The organism is Paenibacillus sp. GCM10027629 (assembly GCF_042676425.1).
Lineage (GTDB): Bacteria > Bacillota > Bacilli > Paenibacillales > Paenibacillaceae > Paenibacillus_K > Paenibacillus_K terrigena.
In genome coordinates this window covers 480,129-496,784 of the sequence record NZ_JBHTGZ010000012.1, presented here as the reverse complement: position 1 = coordinate 496,784, position 16,656 = coordinate 480,129, and the positions used below count along the sequence as shown (strand labels likewise).

At 46.8% G+C, this 16,656-nt stretch carries 15 protein-coding genes; 9 read left to right on the top strand and 6 right to left on the bottom strand.

Annotation, left to right across the window (positions count from 1 at the left end; genetic code table 11):
- Window positions 1-57: 57 nt before the first annotated feature.
- The gene (locus tag ACFQZR_RS22850) at window positions 58-1,590 is read right to left on the bottom strand and encodes a Ppx/GppA phosphatase family protein (RefSeq protein ID WP_379350213.1); all 1,533 of its coding nucleotides are present in this window, start codon (window positions 1,588-1,590) and stop codon (window positions 58-60) included.
- A 282-nt stretch (window positions 1,591-1,872) separates the two neighbouring features.
- Here ACFQZR_RS22850 and citZ point away from each other — a divergent pair, with 282 nt between their 5' ends.
- The 4 genes from citZ to ACFQZR_RS22830 all read left to right on the top strand — a co-directional run bounded on the left by citZ (window position 1,873) and on the right by ACFQZR_RS22830 (window position 6,316).
- On the top strand, window positions 1,873-2,985 hold the full coding sequence (citZ, locus tag ACFQZR_RS22845; protein WP_379350211.1) for a citrate synthase: 1,113 nt from the start codon (window positions 1,873-1,875) through the stop codon (window positions 2,983-2,985).
- Window positions 2,986-3,054: 69 nt separating this feature from the next.
- A complete protein-coding gene (gene icd / locus ACFQZR_RS22840) occupies window positions 3,055-4,347 on the top strand; it encodes an NADP-dependent isocitrate dehydrogenase (RefSeq protein ID WP_379350209.1) in 1,293 nt (430 codons plus the stop codon).
- A 27-nt stretch (window positions 4,348-4,374) separates the two neighbouring features.
- Window positions 4,375-5,316 carry a malate dehydrogenase gene (gene mdh, locus ACFQZR_RS22835; RefSeq protein WP_379350207.1) on the top strand — a complete coding sequence of 314 codons (942 nt, stop codon included), beginning with the start codon at window positions 4,375-4,377 and terminating at the stop codon, window positions 5,314-5,316.
- A 127-nt stretch (window positions 5,317-5,443) separates the two neighbouring features.
- Window positions 5,444-6,316 carry an SDR family oxidoreductase gene (locus ACFQZR_RS22830; RefSeq protein ID WP_379350205.1) on the top strand — a complete coding sequence of 291 codons (873 nt, stop codon included), beginning with the start codon at window positions 5,444-5,446 and terminating at the stop codon, window positions 6,314-6,316.
- Window positions 6,317-6,652: 336 nt separating this feature from the next.
- On the opposite strand, the gene yfbR is transcribed toward ACFQZR_RS22830, so the two are convergent.
- On the bottom strand, window positions 6,653-7,246 hold the full coding sequence (gene yfbR, locus ACFQZR_RS22825) for a 5'-deoxynucleotidase (RefSeq protein ID WP_379350203.1): 594 nt from the start codon (window positions 7,244-7,246) through the stop codon (window positions 6,653-6,655).
- A 193-nt stretch (window positions 7,247-7,439) separates the two neighbouring features.
- Here yfbR and ACFQZR_RS22820 point away from each other — a divergent pair, with 193 nt between their 5' ends.
- The 4 genes from ACFQZR_RS22820 to ACFQZR_RS22805 all read left to right on the top strand — a co-directional run bounded on the left by ACFQZR_RS22820 (window position 7,440) and on the right by ACFQZR_RS22805 (window position 12,662).
- A complete protein-coding gene (locus ACFQZR_RS22820) occupies window positions 7,440-8,978 on the top strand; it encodes a fumarate hydratase (protein ID WP_379350201.1) in 1,539 nt (512 codons plus the stop codon).
- A gap of 53 nt (window positions 8,979-9,031) precedes the next feature.
- A complete protein-coding gene (locus ACFQZR_RS22815) occupies window positions 9,032-9,982 on the top strand; it encodes a bile acid:sodium symporter family protein (protein ID WP_379350199.1) in 951 nt (316 codons plus the stop codon).
- 27 nt (window positions 9,983-10,009) lie between these two features.
- Window positions 10,010-11,815, top strand: coding sequence for a two-component system histidine kinase PnpS (pnpS, locus tag ACFQZR_RS22810; protein ID WP_379350197.1), 1,806 nt, complete (start codon window positions 10,010-10,012; stop codon window positions 11,813-11,815).
- A 121-nt stretch (window positions 11,816-11,936) separates the two neighbouring features.
- Window positions 11,937-12,662 (top strand): response regulator transcription factor, encoded by a 726-nt coding sequence (locus ACFQZR_RS22805; RefSeq protein ID WP_018756066.1) that lies wholly within the window; start codon window positions 11,937-11,939, stop codon window positions 12,660-12,662.
- A gap of 49 nt (window positions 12,663-12,711) precedes the next feature.
- Here the strand turns inward: ACFQZR_RS22805 and cydS are convergent, their stop codons facing one another.
- The 4 genes from cydS to ACFQZR_RS22785 are packed head-to-tail and all read right to left on the bottom strand — an operon-like array spanning window position 12,712 to window position 15,343.
- Window positions 12,712-12,813, bottom strand: a complete 102-nt coding sequence (cydS, locus tag ACFQZR_RS22800; protein ID WP_018756065.1) for a cytochrome bd oxidase small subunit CydS family protein — start codon at window positions 12,811-12,813, stop codon at window positions 12,712-12,714.
- A gap of 18 nt (window positions 12,814-12,831) precedes the next feature.
- Window positions 12,832-13,854, bottom strand: coding sequence for a cytochrome d ubiquinol oxidase subunit II (locus ACFQZR_RS22795; protein WP_018756064.1), 1,023 nt, complete (start codon window positions 13,852-13,854; stop codon window positions 12,832-12,834).
- A 3-nt stretch (window positions 13,855-13,857) separates the two neighbouring features.
- Complete coding sequence (locus ACFQZR_RS22790; protein ID WP_379350191.1) at window positions 13,858-15,201, bottom strand: cytochrome ubiquinol oxidase subunit I; 1,344 nt, start codon at window positions 15,199-15,201, stop codon at window positions 13,858-13,860.
- Window positions 15,202-15,217: 16 nt separating this feature from the next.
- Window positions 15,218-15,343: a hypothetical protein gene (locus tag ACFQZR_RS22785; RefSeq protein ID WP_379350189.1), complete on the bottom strand. Its 126-nt coding sequence runs from the start codon at window positions 15,341-15,343 to the stop codon at window positions 15,218-15,220.
- Between the two features lie 140 nt (window positions 15,344-15,483).
- Here ACFQZR_RS22785 and ACFQZR_RS22780 point away from each other — a divergent pair, with 140 nt between their 5' ends.
- Window positions 15,484-16,572 carry a methyl-accepting chemotaxis protein gene (locus tag ACFQZR_RS22780; RefSeq protein WP_379350187.1) on the top strand — a complete coding sequence of 363 codons (1,089 nt, stop codon included), beginning with the start codon at window positions 15,484-15,486 and terminating at the stop codon, window positions 16,570-16,572.
- The last annotated feature ends 84 nt before the right edge of the window (window positions 16,573-16,656 follow it).

Genomic DNA, 16,656 nt, shown 5'->3' with positions numbered 1-16,656 from the left:
TCGGAGAACACCCTGTTTTTGGTTCATCGTAAAGCGACTCAAGATGAGACGAGTGGTTCAAAGCTCAGATGTTAGTATAGGGGTAAGATCCCACGCTTTTTTGAACTCTTTTGCTACACCTTGCACTTCCATTTGTTCAAAGGCGATACCGTGATGGTGTAAGGCCTGAATTCGCAATTTGTTTTTCCGAATCTGAATATTTAATGATTCTATGGATTGCGTTTCACTTTTGTCGAGTGCAATAGCAAGCTGCAACAAAGACCCTAGCTTGCATAGTCGTGGATAATCACTCTCATCAAGTATTTCTTTGTACTCGGCAACGACTTGACGCGCACGGCTCTTGGTTGTATATGAGGCAATCATAGCACAAAGGATTAGCTCCCGATGAGTCAGACCATAAAGACGTGCATTCATGATCAGATAGAACGTATGTTGACTGTACCCGTAATAATCAATGATGGTACCGACTCGATAGAGCAAAGAGCTGATGTGCAAATACAGCCCGTCCTGCACAGTTAACTTAAATTGCTTGTCCTCATGAAGGCTATAGAAGAGCTGATTCCCAAGCCGGTTAACCTGTTCGACATGATCCTTTGGTAAAGCGGATAAATGCAGAGCTATCAAGTTTCTCAGGCTATATTCCAATACGTTCGGGACAATCGGTGCCTCCGGCATAATGGTCTCGTAGAACAAGCCATCTCGAATGCCAGAGCCGCTCATCATATAATGACTGCAACCACAATGCTGGAACATCGTCTGTAGAATAATTATTCCTGGGATGATGATATCCGCACGGTCTTTGGATAATCCGGGCACACTGGTGCGCTGTGCGAGCGGGAGATCTCGTAGTCGCTCCAGCATATCTGACACTTGCTCGGATTCCATTTGGTATTGATGAATACGCTGGAGAGGGTATTTCGTACGCAGCTGCTCTATTTTGGCAATGGTGCGAGCAGCCCCTCCTAAACCGATCATAGGCAAGCCAGGTGCATTGGTAAGCCACGGCTCCTGTTGAATAGCTTGTTTTACCATGGATTGTATTCGTTTCATATCTGAATCGGAGAGCGGATCACTCTGCCCGAATGTTCTAGATGTGTTTACACAACCAAACGGGAAGGATACACTATTCACAATTTTACGATTTCTAAATAATGTGATTTCGGAGCTGCCACCGCCAATGTCTATAAGAAATCCGTCTTGGACATCCATGGTGTTCGCCATACTAATAAATCCGTAGTAGGCTTCCTGCTCGCCGGATAATACCTCGATCGTTAAGCCAGTATGTTGTTGCAAATACGTAAGGAGCGCATTGCGGTTGCCCGCATTGCGTATCGCAGCTGTCGCCGCTACGCGGATTGTATCTGCTTGATGGATTTCACATATCCGTTTGAAATGATTTAAACGTTCAATCAAAGGTTGAAGTTGATCCAAATCGATCTTATTCTCCGAATCGACAAGTTGGCTAAGTCTTGCTGCGTATTTACTCTCATCAATGACTTGGAAGGCCCCGTTCTCTGAACGATTGTATACGACGAGACGAATGGAGTTGGATCCGATGTCAATGATGCCGATGCTTAATGAATTGCGCATAGGGATGCCCCTTTTTTTGAAGATTTTCGCTTATTGTACCATCAATAATAGCTTCTATGAAATATGTTACAAAAAAAGATGATGGGTGTGATAAACAATTCTATTCGCTTTTCCGTCTTTTCATGTTCACATAACATCCAAAGTCTTATATTATTAGTATAGCAATAAGTATTGACAAATAGAGGTATCTAATCGGCAACCGCTTTCATTTTCAGACAAATTTCACGCTGCTTTATCTTTTTTTAACGTTTATTTCGCTAACATTGCAAAGGAGAGAAGTATATGACAGCGACAAAAGGCTTGGAAGGAATTGTTGCAACAACTTCATCGATCAGCTCCATTATTGACGGTGTTCTGACATACCGTGGCTATAATATTGATGATCTTGCAGTACACGCATCTTTTGAAGAAGTAATCTATTTACTCTGGTATGGAAGATTCCCTGTGCAATCCGAATTGGATCAATTACTTCGCGACCTAAGTGAATCCGCTGCGATTCCATCCGAATTGGTTGAACAAATGAGATTATATCCTACGGGGACGAACACGATGGCAGCATTGCGATCAGCCGTCTCTGCACTTGCTTTGTATGATGAAACAGCGAATGAAATGAGTTCTGAAGCGAATATCCGGAAAGCGATTAAGCTTCAAGCACAATTGCCGACAATTGTAGCTACTTTGTCTCGTCTTCGTGCAGGTCTTGAGCCAATTGCGCCGAAATCCGGTGTGTCCATCGCGCATAACTTTTTGTATATGCTAAACGGTGAGGAACCTAGCGAACTAGCTGTGAAAGCGCTAAATCAAGCTCTCGTTCTTCATGCAGACCATGAATTGAATGCTTCCACATTCGCTGCTCGCGTAACGGTTGCGACGTTGTCAGATATCTATTCTGGTGTGACATCAGCTATTGGCGCGTTGAAGGGACCTCTTCACGGCGGAGCGAACGAAGCGGTTATGGTGATGCTCGAAGAGATCGGATCCTTCGACCGTGTTGAAGATTATGTACAGACGAAACTGGATAACAAAGAGAAAATTATGGGTTTCGGACATCGCGTGTATAAGGGCGGCGATCCGCGTGCGAAGCATTTGCAGAAGATGTCACAGGATTTGAGCCAGCTGCAAGGCAACACGGAATTGTACGATATGTCTGTTCGCATTGAAGAGATGGTAACAGGCCAGAAGGGCCTCAAGCCGAATGTTGATTTTTACTCTGCTTCGGTTTACACGATTCTTGGCATTCAACGTGAGCTATTTACACCAATCTTTGCAATTAGCCGTGTATCTGGATGGACAGCACATATCTTGGAGCAGTATGAGAACAACCGTCTCATCCGTCCTCGTGCAGAATATACAGGTCTCACGAATCAAAAATATATTCCGATTCAAAATCGTTAATTTTTCAGGTATGATCATAGGTAGTATTGATAGATAGAATTTGTAAGAAGACGAAGGAGGATTTAATTCATGCAACTTGAGAAATTTGCTTTACCAACAGAAGGCGACAAAATTACAATCGATAACGGGAAACTTCAGGTTCCTAGCAACCCAATCATTCCGTTCATCGAAGGCGACGGCACAGGCCGTGATATCTGGAAAGCTTCCAAACGCGTGCTAGATGCAGCGGTAGAGAAAGCTTACAACGGCGACAAGAAAATCGCTTGGTACGAAGTGTTCGCAGGGGAGAAAGCATTCAATGCGTACGGCGAATGGTTGCCAAATGATACATTAACAGCAATTCGTGAATATATCGTAGCGATCAAAGGACCTCTTACAACGCCAATCGGCGGCGGTATTCGTTCCTTGAACGTGGCACTTCGTCAAGAACTAGATTTGTATACTTGCTTGCGTCCAGTTCGTTATTTCGACGGCGTACCTTCGCCTGTGAAACGTCCTGAGCTTGTAGACATGGTTATTTTCCGTGAGAACACAGAAGATATCTATGCTGGAATCGAGTATGCTTCAGGTTCTGCTGAAGTGAAGAAAATGCTTGAATTCTTGCAACAAGAAATGGGCGTGAAGAAAATTCGCTTCCCAGAGACTTCTGGTATTGGTATTAAGCCTGTATCCGAAGAGGGTTCCAAACGTTTGGTACGCGCTGCCGTAGAATATGCAATTAAACATGAACGTAAGAGTGTGACCCTTGTACATAAGGGGAACATCATGAAGTTCACAGAAGGCGCGTTCAAGAACTGGGGATATGAAGTGGCTGAGCAAGAGTTCGGCGATAAAGTATTCACATGGGATCAATATGATCGCATCAAAGCAGCTGACGGCGTAGACGAAGCGAACAAAGCACAAGCAGATGCGCTTGCAGCAGGTGCAATTCTTGTTAAAGACGCAATCGCGGACATCGCATTGCAGCAAGTATTGACGCGTCCAACAGATTTCGACGTGATCGCTACGCTCAACTTGAACGGTGACTACTTGTCCGATGCGCTTGCAGCGCAAGTGGGCGGTATCGGTATCGCGCCAGGAGCGAACATCAACTATGTGACTGGACACGCGATCTTCGAAGCTACGCATGGTACAGCTCCGAAATATGCGGACCTTGACGTGGTTAACCCAGGTTCTGTTATCCTTTCCGGCGTTATGCTTCTTGAGCATTTGGGCTGGCAGGAAGCTGCAGACCTCATCTATAAAGGGATGGAGACTTCCATCAACAACAAGACAGTAACTTACGATTTTGCCCGCCTCATGGAAGGCGCTACAGAAGTGAAATGCTCTGCATTTGCAGATGAAATTATCAAAAACATGTAGTTACATTTAAGGGGGGCAATCGTAATCATGGCTATTCAACGTAAGAAAATTACCGTCGTTGGCGCAGGGTTTACAGGAGCAACTACAGCACTAATGCTTGCACAAAAAGAGCTTGGGGATGTTGTATTGCTTGATATTCCTCAACTTGAGAACCCAACGAAAGGCAAAGCGCTTGATATGTTGGAAGCTAGTCCAGTACAAGGCTTCGATAGCAACATCATCGGTACTTCCAATTACGAAGATACAGCAGATTCCGATATCGTGATCATAACGGCAGGGATTGCTCGCAAACCGGGCATGAGCCGTGATGACCTTGTGAACACAAACGCAGGTATCGTGAAATCGGTCTGTGAAAATATTAAAAAATATTGCCCAGATTCGATTGTCATCATCCTTAGTAACCCCGTTGACGCCATGACATTTGCAGCGTTCGAGACACTTGGTTTCCCTAAAAACCGTGTTATCGGTCAATCCGGTGTTCTGGATACAGCTCGCTATTGCACATTCATCGCGCAAGAACTTAATGTATCGGTTGAAGATGTTCGTGGTTTCGTGCTTGGCGGCCACGGCGACGACATGGTACCACTCGTTCGTTACTCGAACGTTGGCGGTATCCCAATCGAGAAATTGATTTCAGCTGATCGAATTGAAGCAATCGTTCAACGTACACGCGTTGGCGGCGGCGAAATCGTGAACCTGCTGGGTAACGGCAGTGCATACTATGCACCAGCAGCTTCCTTGGTTCAAATGGCTGAAGCGATCATCAAGGACAAGAAACGTATCATTCCAGTTATCGCATTGCTTGAAGGCGAATATGGCTATGACAACTTGTTCTTAGGTGTACCGACAATCCTTGGCGGTAACGGTATCGAGAAAATTTTCGAACTTGAACTGACTGCAGATGAGAAAGTGGCACTTGATAAATCGGCTGATTCCGTACGTAACGTAATCAAAGTCGTTCAAGGTTAATTCCATCTCCCATATATAACGAGGACCCCGAGACCATCACATGGTCTCGGGGTTTTTGCTGTGTTGTTATAGGCCAGCCAATTCGGGGTAACCTACCAAGGAATATGTTAGTGTAGGAGGATCGAATATGCCACAAAGTCAGCCCAAGCAAAAAGCCATCAACCCGCCACAGCATCAGAATCAGCAGCCAGGCATTGAAGCAGAAATGACACCGCGACCTGCTTTTGAGGGCAAAAATTATAAACCAGCTGGGAAATTAGCAGGCAAGAAAGCGATTATATCCGGAGGCGATAGCGGGATTGGAAGAGCCGTTGCGGTTGCTTTCGCAAAAGAAGGCGCGGATGTAGCCATTCTTTATCTTAATGAGGAGCAAGATGCACAAGAGACGAAGCAAGCCGTCGAGCAGCTCGGGCGGCAGTGTATTGCCATCAGTGGGGATATTGGGGAGGAGCATTTCTGTAAGACAGCCGTGAAGCAGGTGATTGATGCATGGGATCAGCTCGATATTGTTGTGAACAATGCTGCTGAGCAATATCCGCAGAAGTCACTATCCGATATTACGACGGCACAGCTGCTACGAACCTTTAAGACTAATATCTTCGGTTATTTCCATTTGACGAAGATGGCTCTCCCTCATCTGAAGCAGGGCAGCAGCATCGTGAATACGGCATCGATTACGGCTTATAAAGGCAGTCCAGAGTTAATTGATTATTCAGCAACGAAGGGGGCGATTGTCTCCTTCACCCGTTCGCTCGCTGGTTCCTTGGTCGCACAGGGCATTCGGGTCAATGGTGTGGCACCAGGGCCGATCTGGACACCGCTCATCCCTGCGAGCTTTGATGAGCAGCAGGTTAGTACCTTTGGGTCAGATACGCCAATGGGACGGCCAGGTCAACCGGAAGAGCTTGCTGCAAGCTATGTCTTCCTCGCAAGTGATGATGCATCCTATATCACAGGGCAAATGATTCATGTCAATGGTGGGGACATTGTGAACGGATAGGTCGCTCACATAATCGTGATTAAAGATCTGTTGCAACGAATTTACTGATTGCAGGGCTGCGCGATGTTACTCCGAGAAAGGTTGAACTTCCGGCCGCTGTTGTTTTCGGATTTCTTGAATGAATCGTCGACGGAGGAAATCCGAAAACAAAGGCGGACGTGTCCACTCCTCCAGTTTCAACCTTCCTCTCCGTTGTTGCTTCGCAGCTTAAGCTAAGAAATTCGTTCACAAAGGATCTCGGATCCCAATCATGTTCACTCCGCAGTGGAAAGAAAATAGAACCGCGTCCCACATTACAAAATGAGTGGAACGACGGTTCTTTTGCTTTACTAAAAATTATTCTGTCTCCGACAATTCATCCAAGGTCTTCTCGAAGCTAGGAGCGAGATAGATCAGGAAGTAGTCGACCTCTGGCATCGCCAGTTCTTGAAGCTTCGCTTCGGTCTGGCGTTTAGCCTCGGCAAATTCCCGATTCCCTGCCGTGAGTTCGGTAACGCACTTGAGATAGGCGTCCAGTAAATCGGCCGCTTTAACATAAGCACGAAGCTCGGGATGTTGGTCGCTCTTGCTGTCGAGCAGTGACTCATATATGGGCAGCAGTGTGTTAGGAACCATACTAATTAACCGCTCTGAGGCAATTTCTTCAATCTCGCGGAAGTTCGCGAGAATTCGTGGGTTATGATGCTTAACGGGGGTAGGGATATCCCCAGTGAAGACTTCCGTAGCATCATGGAACAGTGCCATGGTGACGGCTTGATTGGTATCCACTTGCTGGTTGAACTCTCTATTGCCAATCGTGCAGAGCATATGGGTCAGCAAGGCGACATGATAAGAGTGCTCAGCGACATTCTCAGGCATGACATTGCGCATCAGACTCCATCGTTCAATATAGCGAAGCCTATACATATAGGCTGAGAAATGCTTCTCCATCCATTTGGGCTCCTTTATCCAGTTTCATATACTCCTATCATAGTCGATCTGGGTCAGCTTCGAAATGGTTATTTTAAACAACAATTTACATCCATTGGACATGAAAGCGTTTATAGATCCTGCTAGCTATGCTATGATAGTAGCGATGGTTAAAATAGGATTTCGTGAATCATGAGAGGGGAAAATGGACAACATGCAGCAGTTTGAAGAAAGCGTCTATCAGTTGATTGTAGAGACTTCGACGAATTTGCCGGCGGATGTACGGCGTGCAGTGAAGAGAGCGCGTCAGGCGGAAGATCAGGCGACCCGCGCAGGGATTGCGCTATCGACAATCGCTCAGAATATTGAGATGGCGGAATGTAACGTATCTCCGATTTGCCAAGATACCGGGATGCCGACATTTATCGTTCATACCCCCGTTGGGGCGAACCAAATCGTAATGAAGCAGCAAATCAAAAGTGCCATTCAACGGGCGACGAAGAACGGCAAGCTGCGTCCCAACTCCGTGAACTCCTTAACAGGTGCGAACTCCGGTGATAATATTGGTCCTGGCGTGCCGGTCATTCATTTCGAACAATGGGAACGGGATGATATTGATGTGCGTCTTATACTCAAAGGCGGCGGCTGCGAGAATAAGAATATCCAATATAGTCTGCCAACCGAACTCGAAGGGCTCGGCAAAGCGGGTCGCGATCTTGATGGGATTCGCAAATGTATTATGCATGCCGTCTATCAAGCGCAAGGCCAAGGCTGCAGTGCTGGGTTTATCGGCGTTGGAATCGGTGGAGATCGGACAACGGGATATGAACTGGCGAAGCAGCAACTGTTCCGTCATGTCGATGATGTGAACGAGGTTGAAGATCTGGCGAAGCTTGAAGAATATATTTTGGAGAATGCGAATAAATTAGGGATCGGAACGATGGGCTTCGGCGGACAAGTATCGCTGCTGGGCTGTAAAGTCGGCGTGATGGATCGTCTTCCAGCAAGCTTCTTCGTATCCGTGGCATACAACTGTTGGGCTTACCGCAGACAAGGGGTATTGCTTAACGCAGAGAATGGTGAAATTCAAGAATGGATCTATGAGCAAGGTACAGAAGTGACGATGAACAACGCTGCTGAAGAAGAGGTTCGTGAGGTTGAAGGGGCGGAACGCCGTGAAGTTGTACTCACAACGCCGATTACAGAAGAGCAAATTCGCTCCCTTCGCGTTGGTGATGTTGTTGTAATTAATGGTGAAATGCACACGGGCCGAGATGCGCTTCACAAATATTTGATGGATCACGATGCACCGATTGATTTGAATGGTGCGGTGATCTACCACTGCGGACCTGTCATGCTGAAGGATGAGGACGGCTGGCATGTGAAGGCTGCTGGACCGACGACGAGCATTCGTGAGGAACCTTACCAAGGCGATATTATTAAGAAGTTCGGAATCCGTGCGGTTATCGGTAAAGGCGGCATGGGTGCAAAGACGCTCGCGGCACTGCAAGAACATGGTGCAGTCTATCTGAATGCTATCGGCGGCGCAGCGCAATACTATGCGCAATGCTTGAACAAAGTAAATGGTGTGGACTTTATGGAGTTCGGTATACCAGAGGCGATGTGGCATTTGCAGGTTGAAGGGTTTGCAGCGATTGTAACGATGGATTCCCATGGTAACAGTTTGCATGCAGATGTTGAGCAAGACTCTTTAACGAAATTATCTCAATTCAAAGACCCAGTGTTCAAATAGGATCTGCTATGCGGTCCTTTGGCATACAGTTCAGTCAATTTGTTGATAAATACATGTTCCTACTGACCCCGGGTGCTTTATTGCTGGGGTTTCTTTTTGCTCCATTGCTGCAGCCGGCTATTGGCGCTATCCCATATCTCTTCGGATATTCGACGTTCGTGATGGCGATGGGATGCGGTGTGGGACATGTGAGACAGGTATTCCGTAAACCAGGCTTAATGTTGTTGACATTAGGGTTAGCTCATCTGCTGTCACCGATAATTGCCTATTTGCTCGGTTCGGCTGTATTCGGTGCGCATTCACCCTATGTCGTTGGCATGGTGTTGTTCACGGTGATTCCGCTTGGCGTCTCTTCCGTCATATGGGTGGGGCTTTCGCAAGGGAGTGTGCCGCTAATCTTAGCCTTGGTCGTACTTGATTCAGCGTTAAGTCCGTTGGTTGTCCCTCATTCGATCGATTGGATGTTCGGCCAGATGGTGTCGATCGATACAGGGGGTGTCATGCTGGATTTAATCTTGATAGTTGTTCTCCCTACAGTGATTGGTGTCGCTGTGCATGAATTATCGAAGGGGCATGCCAAGACGCAGACAGCGCCGTTCATGCTTCCGACTTCCAAGCTGGCTTTTCTGGCGGTGATTCTATTGAACGCTTCAGCGATAGCACCGTACGTAAAGGATTTATCACAGGATATGATGAAGCTCGTGCCAATGGTTATTCTATTAGTAGCCATTTGTTATGGGATCGGAGCTATTGGTTCACGATGGTTAATGAAGGAAAGCCTCGATCCCGCGCTTCAGGTTACAGTTGCGTATGCCACAGGCATGCGGAATATCTCGCTTGGGATTGTGATTGCGATGGGTTTTTTTACGCCTCAAGCATCGATTCCGGTCGTCCTGTCCATTCTAATCCAGCAGCCGATGGCAACTGCTTTTCATGCGCTTCATAAAATCTTAACAATACGACATCTAGCCAAAAAAGGCATGTCTCGGTACGATAAGAGGTAAACCATAATAACAGATAGGATGCGTGTGATGAAAAAATTCAAAGTTCGACTAACGGTGATCATGATCGTCCTTATTGGTTTATCGATGGCTGCTTCCGGCTTTTATATGGTTCAGATGTTCAAGAAGTCGCATATCGAGGCTTTGGAAGATAATATGACCCGGGAAATAAAAATTGTTGATGCGACCTATCATTGGAATCAAATTCAAGCGATGGATCCGGAAGCAATGAAGCAATTGACGGAGGCGGCTCATCTACTCAGCAAATCCGCAGGCGCACGGGTAACGTTCATTCGTGAGGATGGCACAGTATTAGGTGACTCGGACCATGATCCGGCGTCGATGGATAACCATTTGGACCGACTTGAAGTGATGAATGCGAAGGCGAAGGGATTTGGTAGTGAAATTCGCTACAGCAATACGCTGGGTGAGAACATGTTATATGTTGCGTTGCCAGTGAAGAATAAGCCTTATTTCGAGGGTTATATTCGCCTTGCGATGAGCATTAAAGATGTAGAGGCGAGCATTCGTGCCTTATGGATCTATCTAACCGTGGGTCTAGCGATCATGTTTGTCCTTGCAGGGATCATCAGTTATCGCATTGCCCATAATCTTACTCGCCCGATTGAGAAAATAACTCGCGTCGCGCACCAAATTTCACATATGAATTACCGTACGCGTGTCGATGTGAAAAATGTCGATGAAATTGAGCAGCTTGGCTCGGCGATTAATGCGATGGCGGATAGTCTGCAAGTTCAGATGAATCTGATTCGTGAGAATGAGAACCGATTGAAAAATGTACTCGAGCATATGATTAACGGAATTGTCATGGTTGATCCTACAGGCAAAATCGTGCTCGTCAACCAGATGGCCGAGAATATTCTAGGTAAAGAAACGGGATATTTGCTTGGGCATCGGTATACCGAAGTGAAGCAGCAGTATGAATTGACGAAGATGATCGCCGAAGGACTTGAGAAGCGTGAAATGATGCGAGACGAAGTGACGATTTATTTTCCCGAGGAGCGATTGTTAGAGATTGATGTCGTCCCGATGATCTGGGAAGAGGATTTCGGCGGCATTCTTGTGTTGATGCAGGATTTATCGGCCATTCGGCGGTTGGAGCGGATGCGCAGCGAGTTTGTCGCGAATGTATCCCATGAGCTAAAAACACCGATTGCAGCGGTCAAAGGGTTCGCGGAAACCTTGCTGAGCGGAGCTGTAAATGATCCTGCGACAGCGAACTCCTTCTTACAGATTATTTATGATGAGAGTGAACGCTTGAACCGGTTAATAGGCGATATTCTAGAGTTGTCCAAAATTGAATCGAAACGTGTACCGCTGCAATTCTCTCCTGTAGAGCTGCAAAGCTTCGTCGAATCAACGGTTGATGTGCTTCGAACAGAAGCATCGAAAAAACACATTGATCTATATGTCCAAGTTCCTGAACATCTCTATGCAGAAGCGGATGAAGATCGGCTGCGCCAGATCATCTTGAATTTGGTATCGAATGGGATTTCTTATACCCCAGAGGGTGGTCAGGTGAAGGTGATTTTGGAGCCGGTCGATTTGAACGCAGCAGGCGATTATGAACGGATTCGATTCACGATCTCCGATACTGGTATGGGGATTCCGAAATCGGATCTGCCGAGGATCTTCGAGCGGTTCTATCGGGTGGACAAAGCAAGATCACGCAGTTCAGGTGGTACAGGGCTTGGCCTCTCGATTGTGAAGCATCTGGTTGATTCCCATGATGGTACCATTACGGTGGACAGCGAGATTGGAGTAGGTACTCGGTTCGTCATTGAAATTCCTGTTGTTCAAGAGCATGCATTTTAGTAAGTGAATTCGTAAATATTAATTTCGATTTACAAAACATTTACACTCCGTTAACATAATCATGGTATGATGAATGAGGCGAATAGACCGGTAAGAGCTTGACGAGGAGGTTGCGACTCACATGCCGCAAAAAATATTAATTATCGAGGACGAGCCGACCTTAGCTCGATTACTCTCCTATAACTTGTCGCAAGATGGATATGAGATTACGGTTATTGATCATGGCACGGAGGGATTACAGGCAGCCCTTCAGAAAATGTACGATTTGATTATTCTTGATATTATGCTGCCAGGCATGAACGGGTTTGAGATTTTGAGTCGAATCCGGCAATCCGGTATGCGGACGCCAATTATTATTCTGACAGCGCGTAATGCGGAAGAAGAAGTCGTACAAGGCTTGAAGCATGGTGCCGATGACTATATTACGAAGCCATTCGGCGTGGCGGAGCTGCTTGCAAGAGTCTCGGCTGTACTGCGTAGAACTTCTGGCGATGATACTTCGTTAACCCAAACCGCTTCCAAGGAGAATGTGATTCATGCCGGAGAGCTCCTGATCTATCCGGAGAAATATGAAGTCGTGCTGCATGGCGAAGCCATTCCACTACGTCCGAAAGAATTCGAAGTGCTGCTCTATTTAGTCCAGCGACCAGGTATGGTCATCACGCGCGATGACTTGATGAACGTCGTCTGGGGATTCGATTACATTGGCGGACAACGAACCGTCGATGTCCATGTGAGTTCGCTACGGAAGAAGCTGGAGATGAATCAACAATCCGTGCAGATCGACTCCATTCGGGGTGTAGGTTACAAGCTTGTGATGAACAAGAAGGTAAGCGCGCCGCGTTAATGTGACTAATAAATAGCGCCCAACGTTTTAATAAAAGTTGGGCGTTTTTTTATGCCTGATCCTCTTTCACGATCGTTCCCCACCAGAACAGCACCGCAACAGCGAGAATAATAATGATAAACGGTGCAACGAACAACAGGAATACTTCCATAGGCAGTGAACCTCCACGTTATTTTTTACTGAGCTTGCCTCGAACATAGTGCGCATCGAATAGGAACAAGCGCAGCAGCAAGTACAAGGAAGGAACCAGAACGAGCAGTCCGAGTAGGAAAACAATGACGAGCGCAAGGGCCATCGATTTGTTGGTAAAGTGTTCGTGCAGCGTTAGATAAGGAACCAAGATGTACGGCAGATGCGATTTGCCATACCCGAAGAAGGCGAACCCGAACTGAAGCATGACCATGACGAAGGATACTTGGAGCCGTCTCCGCTTCCACACGAGATACACAGCGATGGCGTAACAGATGAATGATGCGATAAAGAACCAGGCATTATCGACCATTTTGTTGAAATGCTCCAGGTTATGACGCTGAATCGAGAAGAAGACCCAGAAGCTGCAGAGAATGGTTGGTACGGACCAGAATAGCGCATAACGCCGCAATATTTCTAAGGCTTCCTTGTCTTTGGCCTTGCCGGCATAGTACGACAAGAACATGGCGGAGATGTACAATACGCTAACGATGGCTAACACAACGACTGACCACGAATATCCACTCGTAAACAGCGCGTGGTAATCCAGGGAGACGACACCGTTGTTCTCGTGAATATATCCTCCTTCGGACAACGTCAGCACAATGGACAATGATGCTGGAATCAGCAATCCACTAACCCCGTAGAGGAACATATAGAATTTATTGTTGCGGTTCCCATATTGGCTGTAGACATAGTAGACCCCTCGAATGGCCAAGAGAACAATCGCAATACTTCCAGGGACGAGCAGGGACGTACCATAGTAATACGCCGTCTCTGGGAAGAAGCCGATGATGCCGACGAAGAAGAAGACGAGGAAGACATTCGTCACTTCCCACACAGGGGCGAGATATCGTTCAACGATCGGGTGGATGCGATGCCTTTTCCCTGTGATAAGACTGAAGAAGCTATAGAAGCCAGCTCCAAAATCGATGGATGCAACGATGAGGTACCCATATAGAAAAATCCACAATACGGTAATCCCCAAGATTTCATAACTCATACGCTAGACCTCCTCCTTCAATTCTTCTTCCGCCGGATGATGCTTGAACATTCTCCGCAGGACATAAGCACTGCTCACACCAAGAACAAGATATAATGCGACAAAGACCCAGAGCATAAGATCAACTTGTCCAGATTTGGTAGCTCCTTCTGCTGTTTTCATAAATCCAACAAGAATCCAAGGCTGTCTACCGACTTCGGTATAGATCCACCCCGCTTCAATCGAGATGACCGACAGTGGGGCGCCGACAATGATAAGCGATAGCAACAGCTTGTTCAGCGGTTTGGCTGGTTCTACTGATTTGCGCCGTCTTCGAATCGCAATGACGAACCAGAGACCAATAAATAACAGCAGCATGCCAATGGAAACCATCAGATCGAACATGTAGTGGATCCAGAGCGGCGGTTGAAGATCTTTGGGTGTCTCATTCAATCCTTGGACTTCGGCGCTTGGCAGCCCATGCGCCAGAATGCTTAATGCAAAAGGAATTTTGACAGCATAGTGCACCTTGTTCTGATTATCGAGGACACCGCCAACAATGAGCGGGGCGTAACGTTCCGTCTCGAAATGCCATTCTCCTGCTGCGAGCTTCTCAGGCTGATAGGCTGCGAGATATTTTCCGGACAAATCTCCGATAAGAATTGTCGCAAGAGAGAAGATGATGCCTGCCACCATCGTGATCTTGAGTGCTTTTCGATAATAGACATGGTTCTTGCCCTTAAGTAAAGCCATCGCCGCCATAGCACCTAGGATGAACGAAGCTGTGACATAGGCTGTAGCGAGTACATGTGCGGCTTTGGTCGGCATGGACGCGGTGAACATCGCAAGGAATGGCTGAACATCGGTCAACTTCCCCGTGTCTGAGATATTGAACCCTCGAGGGGTGTTCATGAATGCATTCACGCAAGTAATGAAGAAGGCTGATCCCGATGAACCGATGACGACGGGGATCAGCAGCATGAAATGTTGGATTGGATTCTTGAAGCGATTCCATGTGTATAAATAGATCCCAAGGAAGATCGCTTCGATAAAGAAGGCGAACGTCTCCATGAAGAGCGGCAGTGCAATCGACTGTCCCGCGACGAGCATGAAGCTTGGCCACAATAGACTTAGTTGTAGTCCAATCGCCGTTCCTGTGACGACACCTACCGCGACGGTAATGGTATAACCGCGTGCCCAACGTCTTGCGAGTAATAGATAATGAGGATCCTTGCGCTTGATGCCCATCCATTCCGCGAGCGCAATGAGCATGGGGACGCCCACACCGATGGTGGCATAGATAATGTGAAATCCAAGCGTGATAGACGTTAACATTCGGCTGTATACGACGGGATCATAGTGACTCATGCGAACCGCGCCTCCTTTATAAGAACCATTTCATCAACATCCGTGTTAAAGCGAGCAGCATAATGATCGCCACGACGAGACAGAGTTTGATGAGACGTTGTTCTTGTTTGTGTATGGTATTGGTTGATTTGTGCTGTGTCACCTGTGCACCTCTGTTCAAATTCGAAATAAGCTTCGGTCGTAATTTGCCCAAATTTTACACTTTTAGTACAAAGTGCAGCTCTTGATTTAATAGTTGGATGGTAAATTGATTAGCAAAAGCAAAGAATGCGAGGAACAGCGATGTCAAAAGCACTAATGATTCACAAATTTATTACTGTACCTAGCGTAATCTCGCCGAATCAACCATGTCGTGAAGTCGTCCAGATGATACATCGCGGAATTGATAGCGAATGCCTTGTCGTATGTCATGAGATCACCCATGAACCTGTGGGGCTTGTGATGAAAGATCGCTTCTTCCGTTTTCTAGGGAAAAAATACGGTGCAGATCTGTATTATGAGAAACCGATCACGCAGATCATGGACCCCAACCCGTTGATCGTGGATATACATATAAGGCCGCAAGAGATGATTGATATGGCGTTAAATCGTGAGGAAAAACATATGTACGACTGCGTTATCGTGACGAACCAGGGACAATTCATAGGGGTTTTGACGGTGGGGGTATTGCTCCACATCGCACGGATGCAGCAGCAGCAATCGATCCAAGATCAGCTTGGGATTGCTCATAGTATGGAGGAGAGAATGGAGCAGATTCATGCTTCGGTTGAGGAAGTAGCAAGTGCAGCGGATCAAGGGATGAGGCAATCCGAGGAAATGGCGCAGTTGACGCTTCAAGGTAAGAGTGAACTTGATAAAGTCTCGCTACTCTTCAATAATTTTGCCTTGCAGGCGGAAAGGCAAGAGAGACAGATTGATGAATTGCAGAAGAAGACAAGCTCGGTATCAGAGATTTCACATTTTATCCGTGAAATTGCAGAGATGAGTAATCTGTTGGCCGTCAATGCTGCGATAGAAGCGGCGAGAGCCGGAGAACATGGGAAAGGCTTCTCTGTTGTTGCAGCGGAGGTTCGGAAGTTAGCAGACGAGACGAAGCGTTCGGCACTTGCGATTACGGAAATGATCGAGCAGATCGCGCAAGCGGTAACGAGCACGGTGCGTGATGTCCAGAGCGGACGGGAAGAGACGGCCAATAGCGCCATGCTCGTTACTGGGGCGAAGGACCTATTCGAACGGTTGTCTCATGCCGCAGAAGAGAATCGCCTGCAAGCGTCGGATATTCGCCATCAATCGGTCATTGCAGATAAGAAGACATCCGAAGTGACGAGTTCGCTCTCTCAGATCGTTGAGCAGTTGCAGAAGACAAGCTAGCACCCGTCGTTCACGAAATCTTAATAAAAAATCAAAATTTACAATCCGTTAACAAACTCTATCAATAGCCTTAACATTCGAATC

Coding starts and splice junctions, on each gene's coding strand:
- ACFQZR_RS22795 (WP_018756064.1), bottom strand. CDS start 13,854: ATGAGTTATGAAATCTTGGGGATTACCGTATTGTGGATTTTTCTATAT.
- ACFQZR_RS22780 (WP_379350187.1), top strand. CDS start 15,484: ATGTCAAAAGCACTAATGATTCACAAATTTATTACTGTACCTAGCGTA.
- mdh (WP_379350207.1), top strand. CDS start 4,375: ATGGCTATTCAACGTAAGAAAATTACCGTCGTTGGCGCAGGGTTTACA.
- cydS (WP_018756065.1), bottom strand. CDS start 12,813: ATGGAAGTATTCCTGTTGTTCGTTGCACCGTTTATCATTATTATTCTC.
- icd (WP_379350209.1), top strand. CDS start 3,055: ATGCAACTTGAGAAATTTGCTTTACCAACAGAAGGCGACAAAATTACA.
- ACFQZR_RS22830 (WP_379350205.1), top strand. CDS start 5,444: ATGCCACAAAGTCAGCCCAAGCAAAAAGCCATCAACCCGCCACAGCAT.
- ACFQZR_RS22805 (WP_018756066.1), top strand. CDS start 11,937: ATGCCGCAAAAAATATTAATTATCGAGGACGAGCCGACCTTAGCTCGA.
- ACFQZR_RS22850 (WP_379350213.1), bottom strand. CDS start 1,590: ATGCGCAATTCATTAAGCATCGGCATCATTGACATCGGATCCAACTCC.
- ACFQZR_RS22815 (WP_379350199.1), top strand. CDS start 9,032: ATGTTCCTACTGACCCCGGGTGCTTTATTGCTGGGGTTTCTTTTTGCT.
- ACFQZR_RS22790 (WP_379350191.1), bottom strand. CDS start 15,201: ATGAGTCACTATGATCCCGTCGTATACAGCCGAATGTTAACGTCTATC.
- ACFQZR_RS22820 (WP_379350201.1), top strand. CDS start 7,440: ATGCAGCAGTTTGAAGAAAGCGTCTATCAGTTGATTGTAGAGACTTCG.
- citZ (WP_379350211.1), top strand. CDS start 1,873: ATGACAGCGACAAAAGGCTTGGAAGGAATTGTTGCAACAACTTCATCG.
- yfbR (WP_379350203.1), bottom strand. CDS start 7,246: ATGGAGAAGCATTTCTCAGCCTATATGTATAGGCTTCGCTATATTGAA.
- pnpS (WP_379350197.1), top strand. CDS start 10,010: ATGAAAAAATTCAAAGTTCGACTAACGGTGATCATGATCGTCCTTATT.